General features: G+C 73.1%; 16 protein-coding genes and 3 pseudogenes. 11 read left to right on the top strand and 8 right to left on the bottom strand.

Annotated features, from left to right (window positions below):
- Nucleotides 1-226: 226 nt before the first annotated feature.
- The 4 genes from EV374_RS01920 to EV374_RS01905 form a co-directional block, all read right to left on the bottom strand.
- The gene (locus tag EV374_RS01920) at nucleotides 227-1,249 is read right to left on the bottom strand and encodes a hypothetical protein (protein ID WP_132231028.1); all 1,023 of its coding nucleotides are present in this window, start codon (nucleotides 1,247-1,249) and stop codon (nucleotides 227-229) included.
- 32 nt (nucleotides 1,250-1,281) lie between these two features.
- Entirely contained in the window at nucleotides 1,282-1,695 is a 414-nt protein-coding gene (locus EV374_RS01915) for a polysaccharide biosynthesis C-terminal domain-containing protein (protein WP_165947699.1), read from the bottom strand.
- Between the two features lie 62 nt (nucleotides 1,696-1,757).
- On the bottom strand, nucleotides 1,758-2,240 hold the full coding sequence (locus tag EV374_RS01910) for a DUF3995 domain-containing protein (protein ID WP_207913804.1): 483 nt from the start codon (nucleotides 2,238-2,240) through the stop codon (nucleotides 1,758-1,760).
- Nucleotides 2,241-2,250: 10 nt separating this feature from the next.
- The gene (locus EV374_RS01905) at nucleotides 2,251-2,712 is read right to left on the bottom strand and encodes a hypothetical protein (RefSeq protein ID WP_132231026.1); all 462 of its coding nucleotides are present in this window, start codon (nucleotides 2,710-2,712) and stop codon (nucleotides 2,251-2,253) included.
- A 156-nt stretch (nucleotides 2,713-2,868) separates the two neighbouring features.
- On the opposite strand from EV374_RS01905, the gene EV374_RS01900 reads away from it, so the two are divergent.
- The 7 genes from EV374_RS01900 to EV374_RS01870 all read left to right on the top strand — a co-directional run bounded on the left by EV374_RS01900 (nucleotide 2,869) and on the right by EV374_RS01870 (nucleotide 7,321).
- Entirely contained in the window at nucleotides 2,869-3,225 is a 357-nt protein-coding gene (locus EV374_RS01900) for a hypothetical protein (protein WP_132231025.1), read from the top strand.
- Nucleotides 3,226-3,473: 248 nt separating this feature from the next.
- Nucleotides 3,474-4,100: a superoxide dismutase gene (locus EV374_RS01895; RefSeq protein ID WP_132231024.1), complete on the top strand. Its 627-nt coding sequence runs from the start codon at nucleotides 3,474-3,476 to the stop codon at nucleotides 4,098-4,100.
- A complete protein-coding gene (locus EV374_RS01890) occupies nucleotides 4,100-4,363 on the top strand; it encodes a superoxide dismutase (RefSeq protein WP_132231023.1) in 264 nt (87 codons plus the stop codon). Before EV374_RS01895 ends, EV374_RS01890 begins: the two co-directional genes overlap by 1 nt.
- Nucleotides 4,364-4,393: 30 nt before the next feature.
- Entirely contained in the window at nucleotides 4,394-4,729 is a 336-nt protein-coding gene (locus tag EV374_RS01885; RefSeq protein ID WP_121399763.1) for a YnfA family protein, read from the top strand.
- A gap of 203 nt (nucleotides 4,730-4,932) precedes the next feature.
- Nucleotides 4,933-5,427 (top strand): GNAT family N-acetyltransferase, encoded by a 495-nt coding sequence (locus EV374_RS01880; RefSeq protein ID WP_132231022.1) that lies wholly within the window; start codon nucleotides 4,933-4,935, stop codon nucleotides 5,425-5,427.
- Between the two features lie 986 nt (nucleotides 5,428-6,413).
- Nucleotides 6,414-6,851 carry a hypothetical protein gene (locus EV374_RS01875; protein WP_132231021.1) on the top strand — a complete coding sequence of 146 codons (438 nt, stop codon included), beginning with the start codon at nucleotides 6,414-6,416 and terminating at the stop codon, nucleotides 6,849-6,851.
- Nucleotides 6,852-6,910: 59 nt separating this feature from the next.
- Nucleotides 6,911-7,321, top strand: coding sequence for a tyrosine-type recombinase/integrase (locus EV374_RS01870; protein ID WP_207913802.1), 411 nt, complete (start codon nucleotides 6,911-6,913; stop codon nucleotides 7,319-7,321).
- Between the two features lie 67 nt (nucleotides 7,322-7,388).
- Here EV374_RS01870 and ychF read toward each other — a convergent pair whose 3' ends face one another.
- The 3 genes from ychF to EV374_RS01855 all read right to left on the bottom strand — a co-directional run bounded on the left by ychF (nucleotide 7,389) and on the right by EV374_RS01855 (nucleotide 9,959).
- Nucleotides 7,389-8,474, bottom strand: coding sequence for a redox-regulated ATPase YchF (gene ychF, locus EV374_RS01865; RefSeq protein ID WP_132231020.1), 1,086 nt, complete (start codon nucleotides 8,472-8,474; stop codon nucleotides 7,389-7,391).
- 145 nt (nucleotides 8,475-8,619) lie between these two features.
- Nucleotides 8,620-9,354 (bottom strand): peptidase E, encoded by a 735-nt coding sequence (locus tag EV374_RS01860; RefSeq protein WP_132231019.1) that lies wholly within the window; start codon nucleotides 9,352-9,354, stop codon nucleotides 8,620-8,622.
- Between the two features lie 101 nt (nucleotides 9,355-9,455).
- Nucleotides 9,456-9,959, bottom strand: a complete 504-nt coding sequence (locus tag EV374_RS01855) for a MarR family winged helix-turn-helix transcriptional regulator (RefSeq protein WP_311410725.1) — start codon at nucleotides 9,957-9,959, stop codon at nucleotides 9,456-9,458.
- 93 nt (nucleotides 9,960-10,052) lie between these two features.
- On the opposite strand from EV374_RS01855, the pseudogene EV374_RS01850 reads away from it, so the two are divergent.
- Nucleotides 10,053-10,823: pseudogene (locus tag EV374_RS01850) on the top strand (EamA family transporter); the annotation flags it as partial.
- Nucleotides 10,824-10,984: 161 nt separating this feature from the next.
- On the opposite strand, the gene EV374_RS33180 reads toward EV374_RS01850, so the two are convergent.
- Nucleotides 10,985-11,467 (bottom strand): hypothetical protein, encoded by a 483-nt coding sequence (locus tag EV374_RS33180; protein ID WP_486485525.1) that lies wholly within the window; start codon nucleotides 11,465-11,467, stop codon nucleotides 10,985-10,987.
- A gap of 141 nt (nucleotides 11,468-11,608) precedes the next feature.
- Here EV374_RS33180 and EV374_RS01845 point away from each other — a divergent pair.
- The 3 genes and pseudogenes from EV374_RS01845 to EV374_RS01840 all read left to right on the top strand — a co-directional run.
- Nucleotides 11,609-12,643 (top strand): annotated as a pseudogene (locus EV374_RS01845) (bifunctional transcriptional activator/DNA repair enzyme AdaA); the annotation flags it as partial.
- 144 nt (nucleotides 12,644-12,787) lie between these two features.
- Nucleotides 12,788-13,165: pseudogene (locus tag EV374_RS33175) on the top strand (DNA-3-methyladenine glycosylase family protein); the annotation flags it as partial.
- On the top strand, nucleotides 13,162-13,662 hold the full coding sequence (locus tag EV374_RS01840) for a methylated-DNA--[protein]-cysteine S-methyltransferase (RefSeq protein ID WP_132231016.1): 501 nt from the start codon (nucleotides 13,162-13,164) through the stop codon (nucleotides 13,660-13,662). The pseudogene EV374_RS33175 and the gene EV374_RS01840, both read left to right, overlap by 4 nt.
- The last annotated feature ends 24 nt before the right edge of the window (nucleotides 13,663-13,686 follow it).

The raw sequence follows: 13,686 nt of genomic DNA, 5'->3' as shown, positions 1-13,686 counted from the left end.
TGCCCCCTCTCGACGCGCGCCGCGCGTCCCGCTACTCCACGAGTGGAACGCCATGGTTGTCACCGCACCTGTTTGACACCCGTGGTGTTCCACTCGTCCCGTCAGCGACGGCTAGGGGCAGCAGGCGCGCCGCCGCCGCCGTCGTGGGCAGCCTCTCAAGGCAGCATTCGCGCCGCTGCCGTCGTGGGCGACGGCTCGGACAGCCACGGGTTCGGCGACGGCCCGGTCACTGCTGGTCCAGCAGGAACGGTGTGTCCGGGCAGCTCAGGCACACGAAGATGCGCAGCGCGCCGTGCCGGCCGACGACGACTCCGGTCGGCTCGTACGGGTCGTGGTCGGGCTCGCCGTCCGGCCGCGTCGGCTGCCACCGGCCGGCGCCCCGCTCGGAGGAGGCGACGACGAGGGCCAGCGTGGTGGGTCCGCCGCAGCGGGGGCACGGCGTCGGGCGCAGGTCGGTGAGGCTCCAGTCGGCGTAGCCGCCGACCTTCCAGCCGGGCGCCATGACGGTGACGACGTAGTTGTCGTCGTACTCGCCATCCTCGTCCTGCTCGTCGACCAGCGTCCGCAGGGCCTCCGGCAGTTCCTGCGGGTACGGGTACTCGACGACCTGCTCCGGGTGCAGCCGGCACGGCCGGGGCACGTACTCGTCGTTCCCGATCTCGCCGCGCGGCGGCTGGCCGAGGAGATCGGTCAGGTCCGCCTCCCGCCGCCAGCGCAGCTCCACCGTCGGCCCCCACGGGCCCTCGGCGTGCTCAAACGGGCACCACAACACCTGCAACAGGTCCGCCCCGCCGGGGCGCGGCAGGTCGGGGACGTCCTGCGCGCGCAGCTGCGCCAGTGGGACCATCGGGTTCGGCGCGGGGTGCGGTCGTGGCACGTACCGGTGGCCGACGACCGGGCCGCCGTCGCGCGAGCCCCAGCCCGTGAAGCCCGAGCCGACCAGGGTGGCGATCTCCCGGTGCAGCTCGATTTCGCCCTCGGCCAGGACGTGCGACTGCGTGCGCCGGCGCTCCGCCGCCCGCATCCGCTCCACCAGCTCGGCCGGGACCGGCACCTCCTCGTGCACCATGTGCGGCGCCTCGCAGGTGGGCCAGGGCTCGTCGGCCGGCCAACGCAGCGGCCCGCCGACGTGGCTCCCGGCGGCCGCGACCGCCCCGGGGCGCGGGTGCAGGCGAGTCGCCGTGCGGCCGAGCTTCTCCAGGCCGGGGTAGCGGGCGAGCACGTCGGGCGGGAGGGGCGGGGTGATCATGGCGAGATCGTAGGCGGTCGACGGTCGACCGGTCAGCCGCCGCCGACCACGTCGCAGGGATGGGTGTCGCCCGGGTCGTACGGCGTGTCCGCCAACTCGACGGCCTGGGAGTGCTCCAGGGCGAAGTAGACGTGGGCGCAGCGCGGCTCCACCGTGACCGCGTCACCCGCCTCGATCGTCAGCTCGGTCCGCTCGCCGGAGTCCAGGTCGCGGAACACCGCCCGGAGCCGCCCGCTGATCACGTACAGCGTCTCCGTCTTGTGGGCGTGGTAGTGGTTGCCGCGCGGCCGGGCGGCGTCCGGCCGGAACTCCAGGTACGCCAGGAAGCGGTAGGTGCCGCCGTTGACGATCTGGGCCAGTTCGCCGGCCGGCGACTGGATCCGACCGCCACCGGCCGGGATCGGCGGTGACGTCACCGGGAGCCGACGGAGGCGTACCTTCTGCACCGCCCGATCGTAGGTCCGACCCGGCACCGCCCGGCCCGCGACGCGCGCAACCACCGGCCGCGTCAGCGGCGCCGCCTGCCCAGCCGCCAGCCCGCCGCCGACCAGCACGCCCCCCAGAGCAGGAAGAACGGCGACCACAGCAGCAGGTCCCACCACGCCAGGTCGCGGGCCAGGGCGGCGTGCCCGACCGGCGGCGGCCGGACGTCCGTCAGCAGCAGCGCGTCACCGACGAGGCCGTGCCCCAGCACGCCGACCGACCGGGCGATCATGAGAATGCCGAGCGTCCAGGTGACCGCCAGCAGCAGCCGGCGCGGGAGGGCCGCCCGCCAGGGGCGCAGGGTGGCCAGCGCGACCACGACACCGACGACCGCGGCGGCGGCCAGCGCCCAGTGGCTCGCCACGAACAGCGGGTCGCGGGCGAGCAGCCGTTCGCGCAGCTCCGGCGGGAGCGGATCCTTGTCCGCCAGCGCGTTGGCACCCAGCGCCTGCGCGAGCTTCATCGCCCCGTAGGCCGAGGCGCACTCCGCCGCACCGTATGCGCCCACCCGTGCCCGGTCAGTGCGCGACACGTCTCGTCGCCACCGCGTAGGACCGGATCGTCGCCACGAGCAGCCCGATCACGACAAGTCCGAGGACCCCGTGGTACCACTGCCAGCCCACGCCGAGGCCCACGAACCCGTCCACCACCATGATCGTCGCGCCGGCCCCGACGGCCAGCAGCATGCCCGCCAGCGCCAGCAGCATCAGGGGCCTCGGCACCCGGCGCCCCGGCGCCGTGACCGTGGCGAGGGCGAGGCAGGCGCCCGCCACCCCCGACGCGGTCGCCGACCACTGCGCGGTCGCCACGCCCATCACGTCGCGGGCGTAGCGTTCGTGCTCGGCGGCCGGGACCACCGGGCCGCCCGGGAAACCGAGCCGGGATTCGAGGGCGAAGGCGGCCTTGCCCACGGCGTACGCGAGGAAGAGCACCGCCACCGCGTAGGCCGGCCATCGCCGCGCACCGGGAGAAGCATCCATGCTCCCGACGCTAGGCCCGGCGGACCGCGCGCCGACTCCCGAGCGCGAGGGGACCGCCCTCCCCCGCGGGAGGGAGCGCGGCGCGGCAGGCCGTGCTCGGCCGACGCCCATCCACGGCCCGCGTCTCGCGCCGGTCCGCAGGGCTACCGTCGATGCATGGACAATCATGGTTCTACGGCGGAGGCCGCCTGGGTGCCGGACGCGTGCACGCTGCCGACGGCCGCGCGGCCGCTGCGGCTCGCCGAGTTCGACCGGCTCTTCCGCCACGCGGTACGCGACGTCACGCGGCTCTCCGCGCGGCACCTGCGGTTGCGGCTCGCCGGCACGGCGCGAACGGAGCAGACGGTACGGGACCTGACGGCGCGCGAGTCGACGTGCTGCTCGTTCTTCACGTTCGACCTTTCCCGATCCGGTCCGGACGCGCTGACGCTGGACATCCGGGTACCGGCGGCACACGTCGCCGTGCTCGACGGCCTCACCGACCAGGCGGCGGCAGCGGCGGGCGGACGGTGACCGGGTAGGCCGTCCTGCCGCGGCGGCGGTGACGGCAAGTGCGGCGGCGACGGCAGGGGCTGGCCGGTAGTCACGTGCGGGCGCGCCCCCACCGGTGATCATCGCGGCGTGGAGGCGCGCCCTACCGACGGTGTCGGCCGTGGAGCGGATCCCGTGCGACCCGCTCCAGTTGCCAATATTCCGCAGTTGCCAAGACTTTGCAATAAGGCATACTGACCGGAAGATCGTCCACTCGCGAAAGGGTCCCCATGGCCGTCTACAAGCTCCCCGACATGCCCTACGACTACGGGGCTCTGGAACCCGCCATGAGCGGCCAGATCCTGGAGCTGCACCACAGCAAGCACCACGCCGCGTACGTCAAGGGCAGCAACGACGCCCTCGACCAGCTCGCCGAGGCCCGCGACAAGGGCGACTACTCGGCGCTGGTCGGCCTGGAGAAGACCCTGGCCTTCAACCTCTCCGGGCACGTCCTGCACTCGATCTTCTGGAACAACCTCTCCCCCGATGGCGGCGGCCGCCCGGACGGCGAGCTGGCCGCCGCCATCGGCGAACACTTCGGCTCGTTCGACGGCTTCGCCGGCCAGCTCTCCGCCGCCACGAAGAGCGTGCAGGGCTCCGGGTGGGGCGTCCTGGCGTGGGAGCCGCTGGCGCAGCGCCTCATCGTCGAGCAGGTCTACGACCACCACGGCAACGTCGGCCACGGCTCCACGCCGATCCTGGTCTTCGACGCCTGGGAACACGCCTACTACCTCCAGTACAGGAACGTGCGCCCGGACTACGTCGACCGCCTCTGGGACCTGGTCGACTGGGCCGACGTCACCCGACGCTTCGACGCCGCTCGGGCCGCCGGCAGCCCGCTCACCGTGGCACCCTGATGGCGGCCGACCCGGGGTCGGCCCTCATCGCTGCACAACGCGCCGCCGGGGTCATCGCCGCCAGACACCGCGGTGACCTCGACGGCGCGGAACGGCTGCTCGAAATGTTTCCCGACGAGGCCACCCGCAGCCGCGGCTTCATGTTCCTGGCCGAACTGGCACTCAGCCTCGTACGGAGCCAGACCGGCCAGAGCATGGAGGACCTCGCGCAGGAACTGGCCCTGCACATCGCGGCCCTCAGCGAGGGGCCTCCCGCCCGATGACCAGGTGACGCTCCCGCTACCTTCGACCTCATGACGGTGGCCCGTTCCATCCTGCTGTTCCTGCTCGCCGCGCTCGCCGAGATCGGCGGGGCCTGGCTCGTGTGGCAGGGCTGGCGCGAGAACCGGGGGCTGCTGTGGGTGGCGGCCGGGGTCATCGCCCTCGGCTTCTACGGCTTCGTCGCCACCTTCCAGCCCGACCCGAACTTCGGCCGCATCCTGGCCGCCTACGGCGGCGTCTTCGTCGCCGGCTCCCTCGCGTGGGGCATGGTCGTCGACAAGTTCCGCCCCGACCGCTACGACCTCGTCGGCGCGGCCCTCTGCCTGGTCGGGGTCGCCGTCATCATGTACGCCCCGCGCAGCGGCTGAACCAGCGACGGTGTCGGACTCCGCCAGCGGGCCGCGCACCATGATCACCAGACCCACCGCGAAGTGGGGCCGCAGTGTGCGGGAGCAGAGGGCGGCGATCGCGGCCGACGGCGACAGATCGCCGGCCGACAGGCCCTGGTCGTCGCGGTGCGTCATTCGATACCGGGTTGCCCGCCTCCCACGCCTGCGGCAGCCTGCACCGCATGATCGAGACGCGGGTGCTCAGCGAGGGCGACTGGAAGATGTGGCGGGAGTTGCGGCTCGCCGCGCTGGCGGAGGCGGCGTACGCGTTCGGCTCCCAGTTGGCGGACTGGCAGGGCGACGGCGACCGCGAGGAACGCTGGCGCGGTCGGCTGTCCATCCCCGGCTCCTACAACATCCTGGCGATGCTGAACGGGCAACCCGTCGGGATGGCCAGTGGGATGCCGACCGGGCAGGACGGCGTCGTCGAGCTGATATCGATGTACGTCGCCCCGGCGGGACGTGGCCGGGGCGTGGGCGACCACCTCGTGCGGGCGATCGAGCAGTGGGCTCGGCGGATCGGCTCGGGGACGCTGCGGCTGGCCGTGGTGAAGGGCAACAGCAACGCCTGGGCGCTCTACCAGCGGCACGGCTTCCGGGACACGGGTGAGCCGGGTGACCTCTTGCCCGACGGCGTGCGCCGGGAGCACATCCTGACCAAGAGCCTCGCCAGCTAGCGGTCGGCCGCCGGTCACGGGCGGTCGACGCGGCCGCCAGGTGACCCGTGCTCCTGACCCTTCCGGCCGAGGTGAACGGGCCGGGTTCAGACGTTGAAGCGGAACTCAGATAAAGGCCTTCCGTGACCTGCGCTAGCCTGAGCGGCACTGGCCACGCCCCATCTCGCGCTCACGTCATTGGTCGCTACTTGCCGACGTTTCACGCTGTCTTGTGCCCCGTGTGTGCCCCAGAACCTGGCAGTTGGTTCTTGGGACGTCGATGCCTCCTGGCACCCCGGATGCCGGCTCCCGTCAACGCACCACCGACTGCACACAAGGTTGGAGCAGACAAGGGCCAGCCCCCTTCGGGCACATACGCCAAGGTCATGGCGAGTGCAGTGGCGGCCATCAGTGCTCCGACTACCGCCAAGAGCAGGTACAAACGGCGTCGCCTACGCATCGGACCAGTAGAGCATGGGCGGTCAGCTCATCAACTAGGTGAAGCTGAGGGGATTCAAACCCTGAATGCCGGACGTCGCCGATAGATCATCTTGAATCGGGCAGATCCGGCCCCTGACCGGGGCGGCGACCCTCATTGCCTCTCGACGTTTTACAGGCCTTTTCGAGCTCAGTTGTGCCGGATCTGCGCCCGATGATCATGCTTAAAATCGAACTTGATCAAGACGGATCAAGATCTCTAGAGTGCCCGACGTGAAGCGGGAAGTCTCCTCGAACCGCTGGCCCTAAGTTCTCCTGTCTCTCGTTGTCGTGGCATGTACGGGCGCGCTAGGGCGTGTCTGGCAAAGGTTGAGCGTTCTGGCTGAACTCTGGTCCCGCGTCGCGTTTTCAGTTGCTCTCGACCGAGCCCGTCCGCGACCGCAGACGGCGACCTCATCGGGACGGGGCGATGCGATGCGATGGTGGCCGGGAATGGCCGTGACGTAAAATCGCGGTGAGGGCGAAGCGCCAGGCCGAGATTCCGGCACCGGCGTGAGGGAGGGGTCAGGATGTTCGGTTCGAAGAAGAAGCTCAACGATCTGATGGCGCAGCTCAGGCCCGACCTGAGTCGGGAATCGCTCGGCGTCGGGCCCGACTTCCCGGGCGTCGCCCCGAACCCGCTCCTGAGCAGTGATGCGCGGAAGCGCAATGCGGAACTGCGTACGGGGGCGCTTGCGCTCGGCGTTCTCGTCGACTGGCGGGAGGTCAACGGCAATCCACGCGTGGTCCTGATGTTCGACGTGGAGACCGCCGACGGCATCTCGTTCCGCGGTATCGCAGACGAAGACCTCACGATCACCGAGCTCTCCCGACTCGCCCCAGGACAGACGTTGCCCGTGCGCTACCGGCCGGCCGTCATGGACCACTACGTCGCCCTTGCCCGAGACGCGGACCCCGCCCATGTACAGCAGCTCTCTGACGAGATCGCGAGCCGCAAGCAGACCTGACCCGAAGCCATTGGCCGGATCCCTAGCTGTTCCTGCGGCGTGGGCGGTGAGGGTCCAGGTTGAGGCGGAACGAGGAGAGCAGGCCCCGGACAACCCCCAAGACGCCCCGGTCTCGACGTACTGTGCCCCTGCCCCAGATCGTCGCCGACGCTGTCCGCGTCCACATGGCTGACTACCCACCGGCCGGTGACGGGACCATCTTCACGACGCGCTTCACCGGCCCGTACCGGCACGACTACTACGGCTTGATCATCTTCGGCGCGGCGGTCCCCACGGCCGGCCTACCGAAGAGCACCACGAGTCACGACCTGCGCCATCACTACGCCTCGGTTCTGCTGATGCAAGGTGAATCGGTCATCACCGTGGCCGAGCGGCTGGGGCACGAGAACGCGACCCTGGTCCTGTCGACGTACGGGCACCTGATGCCGGACTCGGAGGAGCGCACCCGTCGGGCGGTCGATGAGGCATGAGGTTGTGCCCCCCCGGCGTGCCCCAGAGCGAGGGCACGCCCTCCTGAGCTGCTGAAACGGGCCGGTTTCAGACGTTGAAGCGGAACTCCACGACGTCGCCGTCCTGCATGACGTACTCCTTGCCCTCGATCCGGACCTTGCCGGCGGCCTTGGCCGCCGCCATCGAACCGGCCGCGACCAGGTCGCCGAAGGAGACCACCTCGGCCTTGATGAAGCCGCGCTGGAAGTCGGAGTGGATGACGCCCGCGGCCTCCGGCGCGGTCGCGCCGACCGGGATGGTCCAGGCGCGCGCCTCCTTGGGGCCGGCGGTGAGGTACGTCTGGAGCCCGAGCGTGCGGAACCCGACCCGGACGAGCTGGTCCAGGCCCGGCTCGTTCTGCCCGATCGACTCCAGCAGCTCGCGGGCCTCCTCGTCGGGCAGGTCCACCAGCTCGGACTCGATCTTGGCGTCCATGAAGACGGCCTCGGCCGGGGCGACCAGGGCGCGCAGCTCGTCGAGGAACTCGGCGTTGCCCAGCTCGGCCTCGTCGACGTTGAAGACGTAGAGGAAGGGCTTGGTGGTGAGCAGGTGCAGCTCGCGCAGGTGCTCCAGCTCGATGCCCGCGTCCTTGGCGCCCGAGTAGAGGGTGACGCCGGTGTCGAGCAGCTCGACGGCCTGCTTGGCCGCGGTGACGGCGGCGGCCCGGTCCTTGCGGAGCTTGGCCTCCTTCTCCAGCCGGGGCAGGGCCTTCTCCAGGGTCTGGAGGTCGGCGAGGATCAGCTCGGTGTTGATCGTCTCGATGTCGTCGGCCGGGGAGACCTTGCCGTCGACGTGCACCACGTTCGGGTCGGAGAAGGCCCGGACGACCTGGCAGATCGCCGAGGCGTCGCGGATGTTCGCCAGGAACGCGTTGCCCCGGCCCTGCCCCTTGGAGGCGCCGCGCACCAGGCCGGCGATGTCGACGAACGACACCGGGGCGGGCAGCACCTTCTGCGAGCTGAAGATCTCTGCGAGCGTGTGCAGCCGCTCGTCCGGCAGCCCGACGACGCCGACGTTGGGCTCGATGGTGGCGAACGGGTAGTTCGCCGCGAGCACGTCGTTCTTGGTCAGCGCGTTGAACAGGGTGCTCTTGCCGACGTTGGGCAGGCCGACGATCCCGATGGTGAGACTCACGACGAGCCAGCTTACGCCGATGCCCCACACCCCGGTTCAGGCAGGCCGGTGCACCGGGCCGCGCCCGACCGATCTTGGTACGAGACGGCCCCTCCAGGGGCGCTCCCGTACCAAGATCGGCCAGGGTTCGAGCGGCTCGGGCCGGTCAGGCGAGCAGGCGGGGGGTGATCGGGGTTTCCCGGGCGGTGCCGTCGTCGGCGCGGCTGACCTCGTACGCCGAGGGGCCCTCGCGGTCCGCGACCGCCTCGACCAGGCGGGTGCCCCGGTAGAGCAGGCCGGTGCCGTCGTCGGTGCAGTGCGCGGTCGGCAGCACGCCGTCGGCGACCAGCTTGTGCATCAGCGGCCGGCGCTGCTCCTCGCTGTCGTAGTGCACGCCGTTGCCGTAGGGCAGCCAGCCCAGCCCGTCGGTGAAGCCGCGCAGGGTGGTGCCGAAGCTGTCGGTGGCCCCGCCGGCGTGCCAGCAGATCGAGCCGGCGGAGACGCCGCCGAGCACCACGCCGGCCTCCCAGCACTCGCGCAGGATCTCGCCGAGGCCGTGCACCCGCCAGACCGCGCAGAGGTTGGCGACGCTGCCGCCGCCGACCCAGATCACGTCCTGGGCGAGCAGGTGGGCGCGGACGTCGTCGACGTTCGGCATCGGAAAGAGCGCCAGGTGCGTCATCCGGAACCGGCTGCCGGCGAACGCCTCGTAGACCCGGGCGAGCGTGGTCGGCTGGTCCCCCTCGGCCTGGTTGAGGAAGCAGATCCTCGGCTCCGGCCCGGCCTCGGCCAGCTCGGCGGCGAGGTCGAAGACGGGGTTGACCCGCCGGGGCCCGCCCTCGTGGCGCGGCGCGTAGATGCCCATGCTGGTGGCGAGGATGGTCGGTTCACTGGCGGGCACGGTCGTCCTTCCGTCGGGGTCGACGGTGCCCATCCTGCCCGAGGCCGCTCCCCTACCGCTCAGCGCCCGCCACGCGGGCCCGCCAGGGTCCGTGCCGCCGGTCAGCGTCCGCCGTCGGTGACCGCGCCCAGCAGCGTACGCAGCAGGTCGGCGAGGCGCCGCTGGTCCTCGGCGGGCAGCGCGTCGAGCAGCCGGCGCTGGACGGCCAGCCCCGCCTCGGCGGCCTCCTCCACCAGTTCGAGGCCGGCCGGGGTGAGCGTGACCTGGAGCCCGCGCCGGTCCGCCGGGTCGGGCGCGCGGCGGAGCAGTCCGGCGCGTTCCAGCCGGTCGAGTCGGCCGGTCATCCCGCCGGAGGTGAGCATCAGCGAGGCGGTGAGCGCCTTCGGCGCCAGCGTGTAGGGGGTGCCGGCGCGGCGCAGGGCGGCGAGCACGTCGAACTCGCCCCGGCTGATCGACCAGCGGGCGTAGGTGCGCTCCTGCTCGTCGCCTACGAGCCGGGCCAGCCGGTAGATCCGGCCGAAGACCGCCATCGGCTCGGGGCGCATTCCGGGCCGCTCGCGCTGCCACTGCTCGACGATGCCGTCGACGTCGTCCCGCTCGGTCACCCCCGGATTGTGCCGCACCTCGCACTCCCGCTTTCACTCGTCACGAAGTAGCTTAGTAGCAAGATACTTAGTAGCAAGAGTTAGCGAGGAACCGTGGACCGACGCCGGCTCGACATCCTGCTCACCGCCGCCGCGCCGACCGCGTGGGGCACGACGTACCTGGTCACCAGCGAACTGCTGCCGCCCGACCGGCCGCTCTGGTCCGGCGCGATCCGGGCCCTCCCCGCCGGCCTGCTGCTGCTCGCGCTGACCCGGCACCGCCCGCACGGCGCCTGGTGGTGGCGCGCGGCCGTGCTCGGCGCGCTGAACATCGGGGCGTTCTTCCCGCTGCTCTTCTTCGCCGCGTACCACCTGCCCGGCGGCGCCGCCGCGGTGCTCGGCGCCACCCAGCCGCTGCTGGTGGCGGGGCTGACGGTGCTCGTGCTGCACGAACGGCCCCGCCCCCGGGCGCTGGCCGCCGCGCTCGCGGCGCTCGCCGGGGTCACCCTGGTCGTGCTGCGCCCCGACGCGGGTCTCGACCCGACGGGCGTCGCCGCCGGGCTGACCGCCACCGCCGCGATGGGCACGGGCCTGGTGCTGACCCGGCGCTGGGGCCGCCCGACGGGCGTCGGCACGCTCACCGCCACCGGCTGGCAGCTCACCGCCGGCGGGCTGATGGTGGTGCCGGCCGCGCTGCTGGTCGAGGGGATGCCGCCCGTGCCCGACCCGCCGGCACTGGCCGGCTACGCGTGGCTGACGCTGGTCGGGACGGCGCTGGCGTACGCGCTGTGGTTCCGGGGCGCGGCCCGGCTGCCGGTCACCCAGGTCTCGCTGCTCGGGGCGCTCAGCCCGCTGACGGCCGCCGCGCTCGGCTGGGCCGTGCTCGGGCAGGCGATGATCGGCTGGCAGCTCGCCGGCTTCGCCGTGGCGGTCGTCGCCACCGTGGCCGGGCAGCTGCCGCCCCGCCGACCCGGCCCGGCGGGGCGGTCGCGGGGACCGGTGGACCAGTCGCCCGGCCCGGTGGATCAGTCGCGGGGACCGGCGGGTCAGTCGCGGGGACCGGCCTGGCGGGGGACCACGGCCTCGATCGGCAGGGCACCGGGAGCCAGCTCCCCCGCGGCGGCCAGCGGCAGGGTGAAGCGGGCCTCGGCGGCGGGACCGGCCCCGTACGACTCGCGGAGCATCCAGCGCACCTCGTCGGCCGTCCAGCCCAGCTCGGCGCGGCCGGCGATCTCCCGGACCAGGCGCAGCGCCACCCGGGTGTCGTCGTCGTAGAACCGCATGCACCAGTGGTGCACCCACATGCCCAGCGCGCGGAGGCCGTCGGCGTCGAGCGAGCGCACCAGCCGGCCGCAGGCGGTGTCACCGAACGCCCGCCCCGGGTCGCCGGCCCGGTCCCGTTCGATCGCGCCGACGGCGGCCGGGGCGACCGCGCGCATCCGCTCGTAGAAGCGCTGCACCACCGCGCCGTCGAGCGGAGGGTGCCCGTCCCGTGTCGACGCCGCCCGCCGACCCGCCACGCTCGCCATCGCCGCACCCCTTCTTGAGTTGGTGGCCGGACGGTACCGACCACAACCGACACTTTCGGCGCCGGGCGTCCCGTTCAGGCCCGCACGGCCACGTCCGATTTCCGCGAGCCAGGGGCGCCGGGCAGGGGCATCATCGGTGACGTGGAGTTGGACTTCGAGCGGTGCTACCGGGCGGTCGACAGCCGCGACCAGCGGTTCGACGGCTGGTTCTACACCGGCGTCACGTCGACCGGGATCTACTGCCGGCCGTCCTGCCCGGCGACGACGCCGAAGCGGCAGAACGTCCGGTTCTTCCCCTCGGCCGCCGCCGCCCAGACGGCCGGGCTGCGCGCCTGCCGGCGCTGCCGGCCGGACGCCGCCCCGGGCTCCCCGCAGTGGGACGTACGGGCCGACGTCGTCGGTCGGGCCATGCGGCTGATCGCCGACGGGGTGGTGGACCGCGACGGCATCCCGGGGCTGGCCGCCCGGCTCGGCTACACCGAACGGCACCTGCACCGGATGCTGCGGGCCGAGATGGGCGCCGGTCCCCTGGCCCTGGCCCGGGCGCAACGCGCGCAGACCGCCCGCACCCTGATCGAGACCACCGGGCTGGGCATGGCGGAGGTCGCGTTCGCCGCCGGGTTCGGCAGCGTGCGGCAGTTCAACGACACGGTCCGGGAGGTGTTCGGGGCGGCCCCGTCCGAGCTGCGCGCCGCCGGCCGCCGGTGTCCCGCGCCGGGCGGGGCGGGCACGATCACGCTGCGGCTCGCGTACCGCCCGCCGCTGCACGCGGAGGCGCTGCTGGACTTCCTCGCGCTGCGCGCGCTGCCCGGCGTCGAGGAGGTGCGCGACGGGACGTACCGGCGGGGCCTGCGGCTGCCGCACGGCGCGGGCGAGGCGGCCCTGACCCCGGCGGACGGGCACGTGACGGCGACGCTGCGGCTGACCGACATGCGCGACCTCGCCCCCGCCGTGGCCCGCTGCCGTCGCCTGCTCGACCTCGACGCCGACCCGACCGCCGTCGACGGCACGCTGGCCGCCGACCCGGCGCTGGCCGGGGTGGTCGCCGCCGAGCCGGGCATCCGGCTCCCCCGCTCGGTCGACGGCTTCGAGATGGCCGTACGCGCGATCGTCGGCCAACAGGTCTCCGTCCGCTCGGCCCGCACCACCCTCACCCGACTCCTGGCCCACCTGCCCCCACCCACCCCCGGCCCCACCCCCGGCTCCGCCGGCGTCGATCAGGAGGTCTGGGCACCCGGTGAGCGCTCCCGAAAGCCCAAACCTCTTGATCGACCGGCCGAGGGCGCGGGAAGTGACCGGGCGTCCGGGCGGGCGGACTGGCTGCGGGGGTTTCCGAGCGCCGAGGAGGTGCTCGGGATGCCCGACGAGGTGTTCGGGATGCCGGCCGGGAGGCGGGAGACGATCCGCGGGCTGGCCCGCGCCGTCGCCGACGGGTCGCTGGACCTGGCGCCCGGCGGGGACCGTGAGGAGACCGTCCGGCGGCTGCTGGCGCTGCCCGGGATCGGGCCCTGGACGGCGGGCTACGTGGCGATGCGCGCCCTCGGCGACCCGGACGTCCTGCTCCCCACCGACCTCGCCGTACGCCGGGGCGCCGCAGCCCTCGGCCTACCCGACGCCCCCACGACCCTCGACCCGTACGCCGACCGCTGGCGCCCCTGGCGCTCGTACGCGGTGATCCGACTCTGGAGAGCAGCATGAGCATGAACGACAGCACCGTCATCGACACCCCCGCCGGGCCGCTCAGCATCGTGGCCGGCCCGGACGGCGCGGTCCGGGCGGCGGGCTTCACCGGCGACCCGGAGAGCCTGCTCCCCCTGGTGCATCCGGCCCTGCGGGCGCCGCTGCGGCACCGGGCCGACCTCGGCCCGGTCAGCGTCGCCGTGGCGTCCTACCTGGACGGCGAGCTGGCCGCGATCGACGCCGTGCCGGTGGAGCAGCACACGGGGGGCGCGTTCATGGCGCACGCCTGGCAGGTGCTGCGCGAGGTGAAGCCGGGCGATCCGGTGACCTACACCGGTTTCGCCGGGCTGGCCGGCCGCCCCGCCGCCGTACGGGCCGCCGCGGCGGCCTGCGCCCGCAACCCCGCCGCCCTGTTCGTCCCCTGCCACCGGGTGCTGCGTACCGACGGGACGCTCGGGGGCTACCGCTGGGGGCTGGACGTGAAGAAGTGGCTTCTCGGGCACGAGCGGCGATGACGGGAAGCCGACACCTGCGCGGCC

This window comes from Micromonospora sp. CNZ303, assembly GCF_004345505.1.
Note: the sequence above shows the minus strand (reverse complement) of the source record. Positions and strands in the feature narration are given on the sequence as shown.